At 69.9% G+C, this 17,720-nt stretch carries 24 protein-coding genes; 21 read left to right on the top strand and 3 right to left on the bottom strand.

All coding sequences use genetic code 11. The features are described 5' to 3' along the window. Window positions 1-211 precede the first annotated feature (211 nt). The 18 genes from D3874_RS01715 to D3874_RS01640 all read left to right on the top strand — a co-directional run bounded on the left by D3874_RS01715 (window position 212) and on the right by D3874_RS01640 (window position 12,648). The gene (locus D3874_RS01715; RefSeq protein ID WP_119775783.1) at window positions 212-790 is read left to right on the top strand and encodes a head-tail connector protein; all 579 of its coding nucleotides are present in this window, start codon (window positions 212-214) and stop codon (window positions 788-790) included. After that, complete coding sequence (locus D3874_RS01710) at window positions 760-1,113, top strand: phage head closure protein (RefSeq protein ID WP_119775781.1); 354 nt, start codon at window positions 760-762, stop codon at window positions 1,111-1,113. Before D3874_RS01715 ends, D3874_RS01710 begins: the two co-directional genes overlap by 31 nt. 12 nt (window positions 1,114-1,125) lie before the next feature. Next, complete coding sequence (locus tag D3874_RS01705; RefSeq protein WP_119775779.1) at window positions 1,126-1,536, top strand: DUF3168 domain-containing protein; 411 nt, start codon at window positions 1,126-1,128, stop codon at window positions 1,534-1,536. 173 nt (window positions 1,537-1,709) lie between these two features. Then, window positions 1,710-2,114 (top strand): phage tail tube protein, encoded by a 405-nt coding sequence (locus D3874_RS01700; RefSeq protein WP_119775778.1) that lies wholly within the window; start codon window positions 1,710-1,712, stop codon window positions 2,112-2,114. Next, window positions 2,111-2,443 (top strand): GTA-gp10 family protein, encoded by a 333-nt coding sequence (locus tag D3874_RS01695; protein WP_119775776.1) that lies wholly within the window; start codon window positions 2,111-2,113, stop codon window positions 2,441-2,443. Before D3874_RS01700 ends, D3874_RS01695 begins: the two co-directional genes overlap by 4 nt. After that, the gene (locus D3874_RS01690) at window positions 2,440-2,640 is read left to right on the top strand and encodes a phage tail assembly chaperone (RefSeq protein WP_119775774.1); all 201 of its coding nucleotides are present in this window, start codon (window positions 2,440-2,442) and stop codon (window positions 2,638-2,640) included. The genes D3874_RS01695 and D3874_RS01690 overlap by 4 nt, the downstream gene beginning before the upstream one ends. A 9-nt stretch (window positions 2,641-2,649) precedes the next feature. Further along, window positions 2,650-3,264 (top strand): hypothetical protein, encoded by a 615-nt coding sequence (locus D3874_RS01685; RefSeq protein WP_119775772.1) that lies wholly within the window; start codon window positions 2,650-2,652, stop codon window positions 3,262-3,264. A 7-nt stretch (window positions 3,265-3,271) separates the two neighbouring features. Next, complete coding sequence (locus D3874_RS01680) at window positions 3,272-3,901, top strand: DUF2460 domain-containing protein (protein ID WP_119775770.1); 630 nt, start codon at window positions 3,272-3,274, stop codon at window positions 3,899-3,901. Next, window positions 3,898-4,776 carry a DUF2163 domain-containing protein gene (locus D3874_RS01675; protein WP_119775768.1) on the top strand — a complete coding sequence of 293 codons (879 nt, stop codon included), beginning with the start codon at window positions 3,898-3,900 and terminating at the stop codon, window positions 4,774-4,776. Before D3874_RS01680 ends, D3874_RS01675 begins: the two co-directional genes overlap by 4 nt. Beyond that, window positions 4,754-5,194, top strand: a complete 441-nt coding sequence (locus D3874_RS01670; protein WP_119775766.1) for an NlpC/P60 family protein — start codon at window positions 4,754-4,756, stop codon at window positions 5,192-5,194. Before D3874_RS01675 ends, D3874_RS01670 begins: the two co-directional genes overlap by 23 nt. A 2-nt stretch (window positions 5,195-5,196) precedes the next feature. Next, entirely contained in the window at window positions 5,197-9,156 is a 3,960-nt protein-coding gene (locus D3874_RS01665; RefSeq protein ID WP_119775764.1) for a baseplate multidomain protein megatron, read from the top strand. Between the two features lie 12 nt (window positions 9,157-9,168). Further along, entirely contained in the window at window positions 9,169-10,149 is a 981-nt protein-coding gene (locus tag D3874_RS01660) for a DUF2793 domain-containing protein (protein WP_119775762.1), read from the top strand. 321 nt (window positions 10,150-10,470) lie between these two features. Further along, window positions 10,471-10,632, top strand: a complete 162-nt coding sequence (locus tag D3874_RS28290) for a hypothetical protein (protein ID WP_158595772.1) — start codon at window positions 10,471-10,473, stop codon at window positions 10,630-10,632. An 18-nt stretch (window positions 10,633-10,650) separates the two neighbouring features. Continuing rightward, window positions 10,651-10,950, top strand: a complete 300-nt coding sequence (locus D3874_RS01655) for a hypothetical protein (RefSeq protein WP_119775760.1) — start codon at window positions 10,651-10,653, stop codon at window positions 10,948-10,950. Then, window positions 10,947-11,090: a hypothetical protein gene (locus tag D3874_RS29005; protein WP_199698876.1), complete on the top strand. Its 144-nt coding sequence runs from the start codon at window positions 10,947-10,949 to the stop codon at window positions 11,088-11,090. The genes D3874_RS01655 and D3874_RS29005 overlap by 4 nt, the downstream gene beginning before the upstream one ends. Beyond that, window positions 11,069-11,431, top strand: a complete 363-nt coding sequence (locus tag D3874_RS01650) for a cell wall hydrolase (protein WP_199698875.1) — start codon at window positions 11,069-11,071, stop codon at window positions 11,429-11,431. The genes D3874_RS29005 and D3874_RS01650 overlap by 22 nt, the downstream gene beginning before the upstream one ends. Before the next feature lie 11 nt (window positions 11,432-11,442). Next, window positions 11,443-11,625: a hypothetical protein gene (locus D3874_RS01645; protein WP_119775758.1), complete on the top strand. Its 183-nt coding sequence runs from the start codon at window positions 11,443-11,445 to the stop codon at window positions 11,623-11,625. Between the two features lie 132 nt (window positions 11,626-11,757). Continuing rightward, window positions 11,758-12,648 carry a transglycosylase SLT domain-containing protein gene (locus D3874_RS01640; protein WP_119775756.1) on the top strand — a complete coding sequence of 297 codons (891 nt, stop codon included), beginning with the start codon at window positions 11,758-11,760 and terminating at the stop codon, window positions 12,646-12,648. Here D3874_RS01640 and epmA read toward each other — a convergent pair. Beyond that, a complete protein-coding gene (gene epmA / locus D3874_RS01635; protein WP_119775754.1) occupies window positions 12,645-13,706 on the bottom strand; it encodes an EF-P lysine aminoacylase EpmA in 1,062 nt (353 codons plus the stop codon). The two genes, D3874_RS01640 and epmA, sit on opposite strands and share 4 nt — an antisense overlap. A gap of 91 nt (window positions 13,707-13,797) precedes the next feature. Here epmA and efp point away from each other — a divergent pair, with 91 nt between their 5' ends. Next, window positions 13,798-14,367 carry an elongation factor P gene (efp, locus tag D3874_RS01630; protein WP_119775752.1) on the top strand — a complete coding sequence of 190 codons (570 nt, stop codon included), beginning with the start codon at window positions 13,798-13,800 and terminating at the stop codon, window positions 14,365-14,367. A gap of 210 nt (window positions 14,368-14,577) precedes the next feature. After that, on the top strand, window positions 14,578-15,639 hold the full coding sequence (locus D3874_RS01625) for a serine hydrolase domain-containing protein (RefSeq protein WP_158595771.1): 1,062 nt from the start codon (window positions 14,578-14,580) through the stop codon (window positions 15,637-15,639). 98 nt (window positions 15,640-15,737) lie between these two features. Here the strand turns inward: D3874_RS01625 and D3874_RS01620 are convergent, their stop codons facing one another. Both D3874_RS01620 and D3874_RS01615 read right to left on the bottom strand, forming a co-directional pair. Then, window positions 15,738-16,190: a PIN domain-containing protein gene (locus D3874_RS01620; RefSeq protein WP_119775748.1), complete on the bottom strand. Its 453-nt coding sequence runs from the start codon at window positions 16,188-16,190 to the stop codon at window positions 15,738-15,740. Then, window positions 16,187-16,432 carry a type II toxin-antitoxin system Phd/YefM family antitoxin gene (locus D3874_RS01615; protein ID WP_119775746.1) on the bottom strand — a complete coding sequence of 82 codons (246 nt, stop codon included), beginning with the start codon at window positions 16,430-16,432 and terminating at the stop codon, window positions 16,187-16,189. Before D3874_RS01615 ends, D3874_RS01620 begins: the two co-directional genes overlap by 4 nt. Before the next feature lie 82 nt (window positions 16,433-16,514). Between D3874_RS01615 and D3874_RS01610 the strand changes: the two genes are divergently transcribed. Further along, on the top strand, window positions 16,515-17,702 hold the full coding sequence (locus D3874_RS01610; RefSeq protein WP_158595770.1) for an MFS transporter: 1,188 nt from the start codon (window positions 16,515-16,517) through the stop codon (window positions 17,700-17,702). Window positions 17,703-17,720 lie beyond the last annotated feature (18 nt).

Raw genomic sequence — 17,720 nt, 5'->3', positions numbered from 1 at the left:
CGGCGTCATCCCGGACTTGATCCGGGATCCATCGCCGGGACGGGCGTGTTCGCCGCGGTGAAGCGCCGCCCTGGATCAACATGGATCCCGGATCAAGTCCGGGATGACGAAATGGAAAATGACCGATGACCATGCGTGACTTGAAACACGGTGTCGATGCGGTTGCCAGCCTGGCGCCGCGCGGCCGGGCCGGCGTTCAGGGGCTTTGACCATGGCCGGCCTGGAGCGGGTCAGCGGCCCGGCGGTGGAGCCGTTGAGCCTGGACGAGGCCAAGCTGCACCTGCGGCTGGACGGCGGCGAGGAGGATGCCCTGGTCGCCGCCCTGATCAAGGCCGCGCGCGAGCTGGCCGAGCGCCATACCGGGCGGGCCCTGGTCACCCAGGGCTTTCGCCTGTGGCTGGATGGCTGGCCCTGTGGCCGGCGGTCCGTCGACCTGCCCCGGCCACCGATGGCGAGTGTTACCGCGGTCACGGTCTATGATGCCGACGACAGCCCCAGCCCGGTCGAGCCGGCGGCCTGGCTGGCCGACCGGATCGGCACGCCCGGCCGCCTGGTGCTGCGGGCGGGCGTGGCGGCCCCGGTGCCGGGGCGGGTGGTCAATGGCATCGCCATCGATTACGAGGCGGGCCACGGCCCTGCCGGGACCGACGTGCCCGAACCGATCCGCCGCGGCATGGCCCTGCTGCTGGGGCACCTGTTCGAAAGCCGTGAGGCCGGCGGCCTGGGTCAGCGGCCGCTGCCCTTGGGGGTGGAGGCGCTGTGGGCGCCTTACCGGCTGGTGCGCCTGTGATCGGGCAATTGCGCGAACGGGTGAGGTTCGAACGCCCGGCCATCGGTGCCGACGGGGCCGGCGGCGGGGCGCTGGCCTGGCTGCCGGTCGACGCCAACCCCACGGTCTGGGCGCGGGTCGAGGCGGCAGCCGGCACCGAACCGGTCGAAGCCCAGGCGCGCGAGGGCCATGTTACCTGGCGGGTAACGCTGCGCCGGCGCGACGACATCACCGCCGATTGGCGCCTGGTCTGGCGCGGGGCGGTGTTCGACATCTTAGGTGTGCTGCCGGACGAGCGGCGCGCCTATGTCACCATCCTGGCCAGGAGCGGAGGGGCGCAATGAGCGGACATCGTCATGGTGCCTGACGCGGCCCTGGCGCTGCAAAGCGCGCTCTTTGCCCGGCTGATGGCCGACGGCGACCTGCTCGCCCTGTGCGGCGGGCGCATCCACGATCGCCGGCCCGAAGGCAGCGCCTTTCCCCACGTGGTGATCGGCGAGGCGAGTTGCGTCGACGACGGCAGCAAGAGCCGCCCCGGCCAGGTCCACAGCCTGACCCTTCACGTCTGGTCGCGCTATCGCGGCAAGGCGCAGGCCAAGCAGATCCTGGCCGCCCTCGCCGCCGCCCTGCACCACCAGCCGCTGACCCTGGGCGGCGACAGCACCTGGGTGAACGGGCGCGTCACCTACTGCGCCGTGCTCGACGATCCCGACGGCGTCACCACCCACGGCGTGCTGCGCCTGCGCGTGGTGACCGAGGCGGTCTGACCCGAGCTGGCAGCGAGGTCGTGCGTCCTTCGAGACGGCCCTTCGGGCCTCCTCAGGATGAGGAAATCTGTTTTGGCATAAAAACTCTCCTCATCCTGAGGAGCCATGCGCAGCGTGGCGTCTCGAAGGACGCACGACACTGCTCCAAGTCGTAATCCCGGAAGGAGCATCACATGCCCAAGCAACGCGGGGATCTGTTCCTGCTGAAGGTCGACACATCAGGCAGCGGGGCCTTTGCCACGGTGGCGGGCCTGCGCTCGACCGGGTTGAATGCGCGGCTGAAACCGGTCGAGACCACCAACAAGGATTCAGGCGGCCAGCGCGAACTGCTGGACGGCGCCGGCATCCAGGCCTTCACCCTGACCGGCGCCGGCGTCTTCGATTCAGGCGACGCCCATGAGGCGGTGCGCAGCCTGTTCCTGGGCCGCACCCGGCGCGACTGGCGCATCACCCGGGGTGACGGCAGCAGCCTGACCGCGCCCTGCCTGGTCACGGCGCTCGACTTCGCCGGCGACTACGACGGCGAGGAAACCTTCTCGATCACGCTGGAATCTGCAGGCAGCGTGAGTTTCGCATGACGGACCGCAACCCTCTGCGCGGCGAGGTCGCCCTGCGCCTGGGCGGGCAGGATTTCATCCTGCGCCCCAGCTTCGCCGCCCTGGCCGAAAGCGAGGCCCTGGCCGGCTGCGGCCTGGTCGCGTTGGCGCGCCGTTTCCTGGACGGTTCCTATCGCCTCAATGATGTCGTCGCCGTGCTGGTGCCGGCACTGAAGGCGGCGCAAGGCGTGCCGGTGGCGGATGTGGGCGAGCTGGTGCTGGACCGCGGCCTGCTGGCGGTGGCGCCGGCCTGTGCCGCCCTGCTGGCGGCCGCCCTGGCGCCGGAAGGGGACATCCCCAACCCTTTATGAGCGGCGGGGTGGGGCCGGCGATGGGCCTGGGCTGCGCCCTGTTCGGCTGGCCGCCCGAGGCCGCCTGGGCCGCCACCCCGCGCGACCTGCTGCTGGCCCTCGCCGCCCGGGCCGCGCTGTCAGGCGCGCGCCGGCCGGTCGCACCCCTGCGCGCCCAAGAATTCGCCGCCTTGAAAGCCCGCCTCGATCACGCCTGAGGAGATCCCATGCCCGTCATCGACCAACTGGCCGTCGAGGTCGGCGCCGATCTGGCCCCCTTGCGCCAGGCCTTTGCCGAAGCCGAGCGGCTGACCAAGGCCGCTGCCGGCGACTTGTCCAAGGCCCTGGCCGGCGAAGGCGAGGCGGGGATCTTCGACGCCCTGGCCGATGGCGTCGCCTCGGCGGCAAAGTCCGTGCGCGGCGTGCTGATCGATGCCTTGAGCGGGGCCGAGGTGGAATGGGACCGGGTGATCGGGCGCATGGCCGGGCACCTGTCCGACCTCGCCCTCAATGCTGCCCTGGAACAGACCCTGGGCAGCCTGGTGGGTTCCGTCGAAGCCGGGAGCGGCCTGGCCGAGGTCGCGGGCAGCCTGTTCGGCGGCTTTCGCGCCGGCGGCGGGCCGGTCGCGCCCGATCGTGCCTATGTGGTGGGCGAGGCGGGGCCGGAACTGTTCGTGCCGGGCCTTGCCGGCGCCATCCTGCCACAAAGCCCGATTGCGGCCGCCATGCCCCCCGTGATCGTCAACATCTCGACCCCGGACGCCGCCTCGTTCCGCCAGAGCCAGGGCCAGGTGGCGGCGGCGGTCGGCCGCGCGCTGATGCTGGCGCGGCGCTATTCGTGAGGGACCGATGACATTCCATGACGTGCGCTTTCCCGTTTCGGTCGCCTTCGGCTCCAGCGGTGGGCCGGAGCGGCGGGTGGAGGTGGTCACCCTGGCCAGCGGGCGGGAGGAGCGCAACGCCCTGTGGGCCGGCTCGCGCCGCCGCTACGACGTCGGGCTGGGCCTGCGCTCGGACGACGATCTGCACGGGGTGATCGAATTCTTCGAGGCGCGGGGCGGCAAGCTCCACGCCTTCCGCTTCCGCGACTGGCTGGATTGGAAATCCTGCCCGCCGCTCGCCGCGCCCACGGCGCTCGACCAGGTGATCGGCAGCGGCGACGGCACCGCCACGGTGTTTGCCCTGGCCAAGACCTATGTCTCGGGCGGGCAGTCCTGGCGGCGGGCGATCGGCAAGCCGGTGGCCGGCACGGTGCAGGTGGCGCTCGACGGCGCCCCGGTCGCGCCCCTGGATCACGCCGTCGATCACCTGACCGGCCTGGTGACCTTTACTGTCGCACCCCTGCCTGGCGCGGTGATCAGTGCCGGCTTCGAGTTCGACGTCGCGGTGCGCTTCGATCTCGACCAGCTCGTCTTTTCGCTCGCCGACTTTCGCGCCGGGCAGGTGCCCTCCATTCCCCTGGTCGAGGTGCTGCCGTGAAGCTTCTGCCTTCCGCCCTGGCGGCGCATCTGGCGGGTGGTGTTACCACCCTGGCGCGCTGCTGGCGCCTGACGCGGCGCGACGGCATGGTACTGGGCTTCACCGATCACGACCGCGACCTGAGCTTCGAGGCGGTCACCTATCGCGCGGCCAGCGGCTTCACCGCCAGCGCCATGGAAAGCCAGCTTGGCCTGGCGGTCTCCAACCTCGACGTCGAAGGCGCCCTGGCGGCCGAGGCGATCACCGCGGCGGACCTGGCGGCGGGCCTCTACGACGATGCCGAATTCCGCCTGTTCCTGGTCAACTGGCAGGATGTCGCCCAACGCATCCTGCTGCGGCGCGGCCATTTCGGCCAGGTGACGCGGGGCCGGACCGGCTACTGCGTCGAACTGCGCGGCCTGGCCCACCGCCTGGACCAGACCGTGGGGCGCCTGTTCGAGCGGCGCTGCGCCTGGAACCTGGGCGATGCCCGCTGCGGCATCGACCTGGAGGCCGAGGACCGGCACGCGACCTTGACGATCACGGCGGTGAGCGACCGCATGAATGTCACGGCAAGCGGGCTCGAGGCCTTCGCACCGGGCGCCTTCGAGCACGGCAAGCTGAGCTGGACCGGCGGCGCCAACAGCGGCCTCGCCATCGAGATTTCAGGTCACCGGGCCGGCGGGCACCTGGCCTTCCTGCTGCCGCCGGCGCGACCGGTGGCGGCGGGCGATACCGCCACGATCACGGTGGGCTGCGACCGGCGCTTTGCCACCTGCGGCGCGCGCTTTGCCAACACGGTCAACTTTGGCGGCTTCCCGCACATGCCAGGAACCGACTTCGTCCTGTCCTACCCCAACCAGGGAGACGGCAATGACGGCACCCGCCTCGGCTGATCTCATCGTTGCGGCAGCGCGCGCCTGGATCGGCACGCCCTATCGCCATCAGGCCTCCCTGCGCGGTGTGGGCTGCGACTGCCTGGGCCTGGTACGCGGCATCTGGCGCGAGTTGCACGGCACCGAACCGGAACTGCCGCCCGCCTATAGCCCGGACTGGGCCGAGGCGCAGGGCCGCGAGACCCTGGCCGAGGCCGCCCGCCGCCATCTGGTCGAGATCGACCCCGCCCTTGCCGCCCCGGGCGATGTGCTGCTGTTCGCCTATGGGCAGCAGGCGCCTGCCAAGCACTGCGCCGTGCAGTCGGGCCCTTCCCGCATGATCCATGCCTACGAGCCGCATGGGGTGGCGGAGGTTTGGATCGTGCCCTGGTGGCGCAGCCGCCTGCGGTTCGCCTTCCGCTTTCCCGGGGTGCTGTAACCATGGCCACACTGGTCCTGACCGCGGCGGTGTCCAGCTTCGCCGCGGGCGCGCCCGGCTGGGTGCTGGCGGCGACGGCCGTGGCCGGCGCGGTGATCGACAGCTATCTGTTCGCGCCGCCCTCGACCAGGCGCGAGGGGCCGCGCCTCACTGACCTGCAGGTGCAGGCCTCGGCCGAGGGGGCACCGATCCCCGATATGGCCGGGCGCCTGCGCCTGGGCGGCCAGGTGATCTGGGCGGCGAAGTTCCGCGAGGTCGCCTCGACGCAGAAGGTCGGCGGCGGCAAGGGCGGCGGGGGCGGCGCACAGAAAACCACTACCTATGCCTATTACGCCAGCTTCGCCGTGGCCCTGTGCGAGGGGCCGGTCGATCGCCTGGGGCGGGTCTGGGCCGACGGCAAGCCGCTGGACCTGACCGGCGTCACCTGGCGCTTCTATCCCGGCGCCGCCGACCAGTTGCCCGACCCGTTGATCGAGGGCATCGAGGGCGCGGCGCCGGCCTATCGCGGCACCGCCTATGTGGTGTTCGAGAACCTGGGCCTGGAGCGTTTCGGCAACCGCCTGCCGCAACTGGCCTTCGAACTGTGCCGGCGCATCGGGCGGCCGGGCGGCGACAGCATCGAGGATCTGGCCCAGGCGGTGACCCTGATCCCGGGTGCGGGCGAGTTCGCCTACGACACGCGGGTGGTCACGGCCGGCGCGCGGGCGATCGCGGCGGGGGCGCAGGCGCCCCAGAACCGCAGCGCGACCGATGCCCGGGCCGACTGGCATGCGGCGCTGGACGATCTGGCGGCCAGCCTGCCCAATGTCACCAAGGTGTTCCTGGTGGTGGGCTGGTTCGGCGACGACCTGCGCTGCGGCTATTGCCGAATCATGCCGCGGGCCGAGACGGCATTGAAGTATTCCTTCGCCGGGCGCGCCGGCATCGAATGGCGGGTCCACGGCCACCATCGCGGCCAGGTGCCGATCGTCTCGATCAATGCCCTCGACGGCCGCATCGCCTATGGCGGCACGCCGTCGGACGAGTCCGTGGTGCGGGCGATCCGGGATCTTGCGGCGCGGGGCTACGAGGTTGTGCTCTACCCCTTCCTGTTCATGGATGTGCCGGCTGGCAATGTGCTGCCCGATCCGTATTCCGATGGCGCATCAGGGGTCGGGCAGGCAGCCTATCCCTGGCGCGGACGCATCACCTGTTCGCCGGCGCCGGGCTTTGCCGGCAGCCCGGACAAGAGCATCGGGGTCGAAGCACAGGTCGCGGCCTTCGTCGGCGCGGTGACGGCGGGCCAGGTCTCGGTTTCGGTCGGCGGCGACAATGCTGTCTCGGTCGGTTACAGCGGGCCCGACGAGTGGTCGTGGCGGCGCCTGATCCTGCATTATGCAAGGCTGGCGGCGGCGGTGAATGCGCTGGATGCCGGCGCCGTGACCGGCTTCCTGATCGGCTCGGAACTGCGCGGCCTGACTGCCTTGCGCAGCGATGCCGCCAGCTTTCCCTTCGTCGGGCACCTGCAGGCCCTGGCCGCCGATTGCCGCGCCATTCTGGGCGGCGGCGTGAAACTGTCCTATGCCGCGGACTGGTCGGAGTATTTCGGCCACCAGCCGGCGGACGGCAGCGGCGACGTCTTCTTCCACCTCGATCCGCTGTGGGCCGACGGCCATATCGATTTCGTCGGCATCGACAACTACCTGCCGCTCAGCGACTGGCGCGACGGCGCCGATCATCTCGATTACGCCGCCGGCGTGCGGGCACCCCATGATCCCGCCTACCTCGCGGGCAATGTCGAAGCCGGCGAATACTTCGACTGGTTCTATGCCACCCCTGGCGACCGCGCGGGGCAGAGCCGCACGCCGATCAGCGACGGCACCTATGGCAAGCCCTGGGTCTTCCGGCCCAAGGACCTGCGCGGCTGGTGGTCGAACGCACATTACGACCGGCCCGGCGGGGTGGAGGCGGCAATGCCCACCGCCTGGGTACCCCTGGCCAAGCCGATCTGGTTCACCGAGCTGGGTATTCCCAGCATCGACAAGGGCACCAACCAGCCCAATGTCTTCTATGATCCCAAATCGGCGGAAAGCGCCCTGCCGCATTTCTCCGCCGGCACGCGCGACGACGTGATCCAGCGCGCCGGGCTGGAAGCCTGGCTGCGCCACTGGCGCGGCGCCACCAACCCCGTCTCAGCCCTCTATGGCGGGCCGATGGTCGAGACCCAGGCCCTGTGGACCTGGGATGCCCGGCCCTTTCCGGCCTGGCCGGCCCGCGACGACCTGTGGGGCGACGGCGACCTGTGGCCGCTGGGCCATTGGCTGAACGGCAAGGTGGGCTTCGCCGACCTGGCCGGCCTGGTCGCCCATCTGTGCGCCCGGGTCGGCCTGGGGCCGGACGATATCGATGTCAGCGCCCTGCACGCCGTCGTGCCGGGCTATCTGCGCGACCGTCCGCTCAGCCCGCGGGGCGAGGTCGAGGCCCTGATGCAGGCCTTCGGTTTCGACGCGGTGGAGAGCGCCGGTGTGCTGCGCTTCCTGCCGCGCGGGCAGGGCGCCGGCATCGCCCTTGCCACCGATGATCTGGTGGCCGAGGCGCGGCCGCAGGACGATCTGGCCCTGACCCGGGGCCAGGAAACCGACCTGCCGGTCGAGATTTCGGTGGGCTTCAGCGATCTCGCCCGCGATTTCCGCACCAGCGCGATCACCAGCCGCCGCCTGGTCGGCGGCGCTGCCGGTCGGGCCGCCCTGTCGCTGCCGCTGGTCCTGGACGAGGAACAGGCGCGGGGCATCGCCGAACGCTTGCTGATCGAAGCCTGGACCGGACGCAATACGGCGCGCTTCGGCCTGGCGCCGTCGCACCTGGCGCTCGACCCCGGCGATATCCTGCGCCTGGACACCGACGCCGGCCCTGCCACCTACCGCATTACCCGCGTCAGCGACGACCGGCAGCGAACGGTGGAGGCCATCGGGGTCGAGCCTTCGGCGCGCCCGGCGGGCCTGGCCGGCGGCCGGCCGGTCGGGGGCGAAACGCTGCCGCCGCCGCTCGGCCTGGCATTGGCCTTCCTGGACCTGCCGCTGTTGACCGAGACGGCACTGCCGCACGCCGCCTGGGTGGCCGCGTCGAGCGTGCCGGCGGCGCCGGTCGCGGTGATGGACAGTGTCGCCGGCGACAGCTTCGCCCTCGACACCGTCCTGCCGGTTTCGGCGACCATGGGCGAGACCCTGTATGATTTCTACAACGGCCCGACCGATTTCTGGGACGAGGGCAATGTCCTGGGGGTCGAACTCTACGGCGGCACCCTGGCCGCGGCCGATCGCGAGGCGCTGCTGGCCGGGCCGGTGAACGCCCTGGCCCTGCGCAATGGCGACGGCGACTGGGAAATCGTGCAATTTGCGCAAGTCAAGTTGCTGGCGCCCCGGCGCTACAATCTGAGCGGCCTGCTGCGCGGGCGCCTTGGCACCGAACAGGCCATGCGGGCGCCGCTGGCCGCGGGCGCCGCGGTGGTCCTGCTCGACGGCGCCTTGCGCCAGCTCGACATGGGCCTGGCCGAACGCCATCTTGAACGTTACTACCGCTGGGGCCCGGCCGCCCTGCCGATGACCGATCCGGCCTGGGCTGCGGCCAGCTTCACACCGCGCGCCGTGGGCCTGCGCCCCTATGCGCCGGTGCATGTCGCAGGCGTGCGCGACGGCGCCGGCAACCTCGCCATCACCTGGGTCCGGCGCACCCGCCTGGGCGGGGCCTGGGCCGACCTGGGCGATGTCGCCCTGGGCGAGGAGGTCGAGGCCTATGAGGTCGATATCCTCGACGGTGCCGGCCCGGCGGTGAAGCGCACGATCGCGGTGACGGCCCCGGCCGCCGGCTACAGCGCCGCCCAGGCAATGGCCGATTTCGGCTATGTGCCCGCCGCCGTGGTGGTGCGGGTGGCGCAGGTCTCGACGCTCTACGGCCGCGGCCTGGCCGCCACCGCCACCATCTGACGCGAGGATGCGATGCCGACGCCACGCCTGAACCTGCCCTATATCGTCCAGTCCCAGGCGAGCAAGGAGGTTACCCACAACAGTGCGCTCAACACCATCGATCTGCTCGTGCAGGCGGCGGTCGCGGATCGTGACCTGGCGGCCCCGCCGGGCAGCCCGGCCCCGGGCGATGCCTATATCGTCGGGCCCGCTGCCACCGGGGCCTGGGCGGGGCAGGACGGCAAGCTCGCCGCCTGGTACGGCACCGCCTGGGTTTTCGCCGGCCCGCGCGCGGGCTTCATCGCCTATGTCGCCGATGAAAACGTCCTGGTCATCCACGACGGTGTCGGCTGGGTCGGCCTGGGCCTGGCCCTGGCCCTGACGATCGCCGATACCGCTGGCTTGCAGGACGCGCTCGACGGCAAGGTCGCCAAGGCGGGCGATACGCTGAGCGGCGCCTTGACCGTATCCGTTCCAGGCGGCAACGGTTTCCTGGAAGCCCGGGGCGAGACCGGCGCCAATCTGTTCACCACCCGCTATTCGAGCGACACCGCGGCACCGACCTTTTTGACCTCCAAGGCCAGGGGCACGATCGCCGCCCCCGCCGCGGTGCTGCAGAACGACCTGGCCGGCGAATACCGGATGCGCGCCGCCTATAACGGCACGCCGTCGTTCCGCAATGCCGTCGGCCTGCGCGGCGTGGTGACCGAGCCGACCCCCAGCGGCGGCAACATGGGCACGCGGCTGGAAATCCACGTAACCCCTGTGGGCGGTACGAGTTACAGCGAAATCCTGCGCCTGGAACACGCCAGCGGCCTGTCGCTGTTCGGCGCCAACCCGGTCGTCGACCAGAACCGCCATCACCGCCTGCGCGCCTATACGGTGGCCACCCTGCCGGCCGCCGCCGCTTCCCCTCAAGGCTTGATCTACGTCTCGGACGGCACCTCGAACAAGCGTCTGGCGGTCTCCGACGGCAGCAATTGGCGCTGGCCCGACGGCGCCGCCGTTTCCTGAAGCTGCTCGGCACCAACCCCACCCTAACCGTCATGGCCGGGCGAAGTCCCGGCCATCCACGTCGGCAAGCTGCCTAACCCGTCAACGGACTTGGCTCGTCCCGACGTGGATGACCGGGACAAGCCCGGTCATGACGGTGGGAGGCGGAGCGCGGGCAGGAATGGGCCGATTAGGGTCACAGTCTCATTTCAAGGAAGGCAACGCCATGTCCGATCCCATCGTTACCACCACGCCCTATGAGCTGCTCGTCCGCTGGGATGAGCAAGGTGCCTTGAGGGGGCCCATTTCCAGCGCCGGCAACAGGTCAGCCTCGACGGCGCCGTGATTGCCGACCGCCTGCTCGATCCCGCACCGATCACGGCGCAGGACGTGCCTGCTCATGCGGCGGTGGGCGAGGCGCTGGCCGATGCCCTGGCCGCGCTGTCGCGGGTCAAGGCGCGGGTCGACGAGTTGGAAGCCACCGTGGCCGGGGAAGGAATTTGAACCATGGAGAGTGATGTCATGCCGGTATCGGTCCCGCTGGAGCCGCGGCGCAGCGAATTCGAGCGCCAGGTCGCCATCGTCCTGGGTGCCCTGCTGACCGCCGGGGTGGTCTGGATGGCCTCGAGCGTCAGCGACACGGCCGCCACCGTCGCCGGCCTGCGGGTCCAGATCGAGGCCCTGCGCGAACAGATCGCGGAACTGAAGGCCGGCGGCAAGGTCGCCTTCAGCGCCGACGAGGCGGTGCGCGAATTCGCCCGCGTCGACGGCCGCATCGGCGATCTGGAACAGCGCCTGCGTCGGCTCGAGGGCCGGCCATGAGCGCGCCTCGCGCACCCTTTGCCGCCCGTGTCGAACCCCTGCCCCGGCCGGGCGAGGCGGACCGCGACGCCCTGGCCCGCACCCTGTGGGGCGAGGCGCGGGGCGAGGGGTGGCCGGCATGGCGGCGGTCGCCGCCGTGATCGTCAACCGCATGCTGGCCAGCCGCCGCCGCCTGGGCCAGGGCCAGGCGGCGGTGTGGTGGGGCGGGCCGGATGCCGTCAGCGTCTGCCGCGCACCCTGGCAGTTTTCCTGCTGGAACCGCAGCGATCCCAATCGCGCGGCGCTCGAAGCCCTGGCGGCCGATGCGGCGGTGCTGCTCCCCGCGCGCACCGTCGCCGATGCCGCGCTGGACGGCCGCCTGGGCGATCCCACCGGCGGGGCCGACCACTATCACGCCCGCGGCCTGCGCCCGGCCTGGGTCAAGGGCCGCCGGCCGGTCGCCACCGTCGGCCGCCACCTCTTCTATCGTATCGGACCATAGGGAGAGCACACATGATCGAGTTCATCGTGAACAACGGCGACCGCCTGCTGGCGCTCGCCGCCGGCCTCGTCGCCGTCGCCTCGGCCCTGGCGGCCCTCACGCCCACGCCCAAGGACGATGGCATCGCCCTGGCCCTGCGCCGGCTGATCGACCTGATCGCGCTCAATGTCGGCCATGCCCGGCGCAAGCCGTAAAGGCCAGTTGGCACGCTCCTCGCATTGAAGGGAGGTGGGTATACGGCAAATGGGGTCTTGCCCCGGCCATCTACCCGCCACCCGGCAAAAAGCGCCCAGTGGCTAGGACCGGATTGCCGGGAGGATGACGAGATGAGCATGGCCTTGCCGACCGAAATCGCCAATGCGGTGGCGCGAGAGACGACCTATGCCGGGGTGCCGGCATCGGTCCTGCGCGGGATTCAGTCCGCTGCCGCCAAGACCGGGGTCGATTTCAAATACCTGCTGGCCCAGGCCAAGCTGGAGAGCGGATTCGACACGGCGGCCAAGGCAGCAACCTCGACCGCCCGCGGCCTCTACCAGTTCATCGAGCAGACCTGGCTGAAGGTGGTGAAAGATCACGGCGACGACCACGGCATGAGCGAACTGGCCGACGCCATCACCCAAGGCGCCGACGGCCGCATGAAGGTCAAGGATGCGGCCGCCCGCAAACAGATCCTGGCGTTGCGCGACGATCCGGCGCTGGCGGCGGCCATGGGCGCCGAATTCGCCCGCGACAACAAGGAATACCTGGAAGGCCGGCTGAAGCGCGAGGTCGGCGCCACCGATCTCTACATGGCGCATTTCCTGGGGGCGGGCGGTGCCTCGCGCTTCCTCGGCGCCCTGGAGCGGTCACCCACATCGAAGGCGGCCGACCTGCTGCCCGAGGCGGCGGCCGCCAACCGCAGCATTTTCTACAACAAGGATGGCCAGGCGCGCTCGGTGCGCGAGGTCTATCGCCGTTTTGCCGACAAGCTGGAAAACGCCGGCGCCGTGGCTGAAGCGGCCGTCACCGCCCAGGGCACGGCGACCGTCACCGCCGCCGTGGATGTCGGCCGCCAGGTCGGGCGCAGCGTGGCCGGTGCCGCCGAGACGCTCGCCCGCATGTTCGGCCCGTCCCTGTCGGCCCACACGGTCCTGACCCTGGCGGCCCTGCCCATGCCCGGCGACGAGAAGGCCGACAGCCGGGTGACGATCAAGAACGACACCAAGAAGAGCGCCTAGGCGCCCGCCACCGGCGCCCACAGCACCTCGTCGATCCGCGCCGCGCCCGTCGCCAGCATGACCAGGCGGTCGATGCCTAAGGCGATGCCGGCCGACGGCGGCAGGCCCCAGTCGAGGGCCGCCAGGAAATCCTCGTCCACCGGATAGCGGAAACCATAGAGCCGCTCCTTGGCGGCGCAGTCGGCCTCGAAGCGGCGGCGCTGTTCGGCCGCGTCGGTCAGCTCGCCGAAGGCATTGGCCAGTTCCACCCCGTTGACATAAAGCTCGAAGCGTTCGGCAACGGCTGGGTCGTTGGGGTTGGGGCGGGACAGGGCGGCCATGGAAATCGGCCAGTCGGTCAGGAAGGTCGGCCGGGCCACGCCCAGGTTGGGCTCGATGCGGTCCAGGCTGATCTTGAAGAAGATGTCTTCCCAACTGTCGCCGTCGCTGGTCGAGATCCCGATTTCCTCGGCTTCCGCCCGCAGCGCGCCGGCGCTGGGGCTCAAGGGATCGTCGATCGTCGCCATCAGGTCGACGCCGGCATGCATCAGGAAAGCCTCGGCCACCGACAGCCGTTCGAACGCCTCGTCCAGGGGCACGCTCAGGCCGTGGGCGATCAGGCCGTCGCGGCCGGCCGCCTTGGCCGCGGCGCGCAGCAGGGCCTCGCAATCGTCCATCAGGTCGTCCAGGCTGCCGCCCGCCCGGTACCATTCGGCCATGGTGAATTCCGGGTGGTGGGTGTCCGACCGCTCGCGATTGCGGAACACCTTGGCCAGTTGGAAAATCCGCGGCTCGCCCGCCACCAGCAGCTTCTTCATGGCGAATTCGGGCGAGGTGTGCAGGTACAGGCGCCGCGCCGGGCCGCCGTCGGCCGGCTCCAGGTCGGTGGCGAAAGCCATCAGGTGCGGCTCGATCCCCGGGCTCACCTGCAGGGCCGGGGTTTCCACCTCGAGGAAGCCGCGGGCCTCGAAGGTCGCGCGCAGGGCCTTGAGGATGGCGGCCCGCGCCTGAAGGTACGGGCGGCGGGCGGCAAAGCGGTCGGGGCGCCACCAGGGCGCACGGCTGGGCATATCGGTCATGCCTGTCCGCTACCAGCCGCCACGCCGGTTGTCCATCGCGGTTGCGTCTGATAGGGTCCGCCGCCATTCGGTCAGGCTACAGAGTAATGAAATGCCCAAGGTAAACGCGAATTCGATCCGCGTCGGCAATGTCGTTGAAATCAACGGCAAGCTGCTCGCGGTCCTCAAAACCCAGATGGTGCAGCCCGGCAAGGGCGGCGCCTTCGCCCAGTTCGAGCTGCGCGGCATCCGCGACGGGGTCAAGACCCAGGAACGCTATCGCTCGTCCGAACAGGTCGAGCGGGTCAGCCTGGAAGACCGCGAATACCAGTATCTCTACCCGGAAGGCGAGAATTTCACCTTCATGGATATCGAGACCTTCGAGCAGATCACCATCTCGGGCGACATCATCGGCGACCCCAAGGTGTGGCTCCAGGAAGGCATGGTCTGCTACATCCGCACCTATGAAGGCGACGCCGTCGCCGCCGAACTGCCCCAGACCGTGACCCTGCGGATCGTCGAGGCCGACCCGGTGGTAAAGGGCCAGACGGCCTCGTCGTCGTTCAAGCCGGCGGTCCTGGAAAACGGCCAGAAGGTCCTGGTGCCGCCCCATATCGAATCGGGCACCCGCGTCGTCGTCTCGACCGCGGACGGCGCCTATATGGAACGCGCGAAGGATTGATTCCTGGGGCCTCTTTCCTCCCTCGCCCCGCTTGCGGGGAGAGGGCTGGGGTGAGGGGTCTGTCAGGGCGAGAAGAGCCCATCCATCCCCGCACCCCTCACCCTAGCCCTCTCCCCCGTTGGGGGCGAGGGGACTTGCCCTTGAGTTTCATGTGTTGAACGGCCGGCAGCGGCAACGCACACTCCCGCGCCAAAAGGGAGGGGACTCATCTTGTCGTTACAGCTTGCCGCCAGCGCCCAAGGCTTCGATCCCGAGCGTCTTTCCCGCCTGAGCGATGCCATCGCGGCCGATGTCGAGGCCCAGCGGATCGACGGTGCGGTCGTCATCGTCGCGCGCGGCGGCAGCATCGTGCTGCACGAGGCGATCGGCTTCGCCCACCGGGAGAGTGGGCGCGAGATGCAGGCCGACGATGTCTTCATCTCCATGTCCCTGTCCAAGCAGTTCACCAATACCGCCGTCCTGCAACGCATCGAGCGGGGCGAGATCGCCGTCGACACGCCGGTGGTCGCCGTCATCCCGGAATTCGCGACGCAGGACAAAGCCGGCATCCAGATCGGCCACCTGATCACCCACACCAGCGGCCTGCCGTCGGTGGTCATGGCCAAGGATTTGAACGCCGCCGATCTCGCCTCGGTCACCACGGTCCTGGCGCGCACCGCGCCGATCGCGGCGCCGGGCGCCCAGGTCATGTACAGCCCGATCCTGGCCCATGGCCTGCTGGCCGAGGTGGTGCGCCGGCTGGACGGCGGCAACCGCCGCTTCGGCCGGATCCTGGCCGACGATGTCTTCGAGCCCCTGGGCATGACCGATACGGCACTCGGCATTCCCGACGAGGTGCGGGCGCGCTATGTCCCCGTGGTGGTGCGCGATCCCACGCCCGGCCTGTTCCCGCCGGGCGTCCTTGAATCCTCGGACCGGCTGAAGCCTGACAGCGACATGCCCGGCGGCGGCGCCACCACCACCGCCCTGGATGTCTTCAATTTCGCCGAAGGCTGGCGCCTGGGCGGCAAGCGCGACCATGCCCGCGTCCTCTCGCCCGCCATGGTGCGCTTCGCGCTCGAAGACCGCACCGGCACCTCGCCTCACCTGCTCTACGAATACGCCAAGGCCCTGCGCGGCTGGCCGACCGTCCCGTCGCATTATTCCTATGGCTTCTGGCTGCGCGGGCAGGGCGTCCACCCCATGCCTTCGGCCATCTGGCGAGCCCGGGCACCTTCGGCGGGCTGGGCGCCGGCTGTCATTGCTTCTGGGTCGATCCGGCCAGCGACGTGACCTTCGTCTTCCTGTCGGCCGGCCTGCTCGAAGAAAGCGCCTCGGTCGAGCGCCACCGCCGCCTGGCCGACCTGGTCCACACGGCGATCGAGCGCTGATCAGGCCTGGGTCAGGGCGGCGTCGATCGCCGCCCGGCCGGCGGGCAGGAACGGGTTGGCGATCAAGACGGTGCCCAGGATCTGGCTGTCTTGCAGATCTTCGGTGACCAGCAAATCAACCTCCGCCTCAGTTGCAGCCGCCAACAGCAGCGCATCCCACCAAGCGAGCCGATAGCGTTCTTTGAGTGTTAGCGCCAACAGGACGGTCTCACCATCGTCTCGGGCGATCGGAAAGGAAGCCAACCAATCTTCGATCCATTGGCGCACCTTCGCCGGGGGCTGCCCACCCTTCCCAAGGCTAACATTCGCGAATTCAGCCATGCATTGCCGCAGGATGATGGCATCTGTCCGTGCGGCGCGGGCCAACAGGTCAATGGCGACGTGATGCTTGTCACCCTGCGTAGTGTCGATGGCATAGACGAAGATGTTCGTATCGAAGGCGATACGCGTCACTGGCGGTCATAGTCCTTCGAGCGATCGAACTTGGCACCGCCCAGATCGGCCCCTTCCTGCATCCGCGCGATCATTTTCTCGATCGCCGCGCGCCGCTCGGGCGTATCCTCCTTGGGCACGACCCGGCCCAGCTTGGCGACGGGCTTGCCGTATTTGGTGATGATCACCTCGCGGCCGGCCTCGACTTCCGCCAGGAGCTTGGAAAAATGCTGGTTCGCCTCGCGGGCGGACACGGTTTTCATCGCCGCCTCCTCTTGCTTGTAGTGATGTCACTACATTAGGATGGCCGGGCCGGAAATCAACAAGTCCCGAGGAAACCATCCCATGGAGAGCGCCGCCCGCGAGCCGCTGCGGCGTCGCCTGCCGGTGGCCGTGCGCATGGCGTTCTTCTATGCGGTGTCGTTTTCCGCGCTGGGCGTCATCGTGCCCTTCCTGCCGGTCTGGCTGGCCCATCGCGGCCTCGATCCCATCGACATCAGCCTGGTGCTGGGGGCGGGGCAGGTGGTGCGGATCTTTGGCAACACCGGCTTCGGCCGCCTGGCCGATCGGCTGGGCGAACGCCGGCGCATCCTGATGGGGCTGACGGTCATCAGCTTCCTGTCGTTCCTGCTGCTGCTGCCGGCGCAGGGCTTCTTCGCCCTGCTGGGCGCCTATGTGATTGCCAGCCTGTTCTACCCCGCCCAGGTCTCGCTGACCGAGAACCTGGGCGTGCTCGCTGCCTATCAGCGCGGCTACGACTACGGCATCGTCCGCCTGTGGGGCTCGGTCACCTTCATCGCCGCCACCCTGGTGGTGGGCCGGCTGACGCCGATGACCGGGCCTGAAGGCGTGATCTGGGTCGCGATCGGGACACTGGGCCTGACCGCCGCCTCGGCCTGGCTGCTGCCGGATGTGCGGGTCCCGCTGCCGGCCGTGCGCCGCCGGGGCGCCGTGGCGGCGTTTCTGCGCAATCCGGTGTTCCTGCTGTTCCTGGGGGCCAATGCCCTGGTTCAGGGCAGCCACGCGGCCTACTACACCTTCTCGGCCCTCTACTGGCAGAAGGCGGGGTTGAGCGATTTCACCATCGGCCTGATCTGGTCGGAAGGGGTGCTGGCGGAAATCGTTCTGTTTGCCATTTCCGCCCGCTTCGTCAATCGCCTGCGGCCGACCACCCTGATCGTCGTCGCGGGCTTCGGCGGCATCCTGCGCTGGGGCGTGATCGCCATGACCACGGACGTGGCCGCCCTGCTGGCGGTCAACTGGCTGCACGCGGCAAGCTTTGCCTTCGCTCACCTGGGCGCCATGCATTTCATTCCCCGCGCGATTCCCCCCGACCTGACGGCAACGGCCCAGGGCCTCTATTCCTCGGTCGGGATTTCGGTCGCGGTGGCGGCCACGACCATGGCGCTGGGGCCGCTCTACGCCGTGGCGGGTGGCGCGATTTTCGCGATCATGGCAGGTTTCTGCGCGCTTTCCGCCATCCTCGCCATTGCCCTCGATCGGCGCTGGGACGGTCGACCCATCACGCTATAATCCGCCGGCGTTCCGGCT

It is taken from the genome of Oleomonas cavernae, from assembly GCF_003590945.1.
GTDB classification, from domain to species: Bacteria; Pseudomonadota; Alphaproteobacteria; order Zavarziniales; family Zavarziniaceae; genus Zavarzinia; species Zavarzinia cavernae.
Note: the sequence above shows the minus strand (reverse complement) of the source record. Positions and strands in the feature narration are given on the sequence as shown.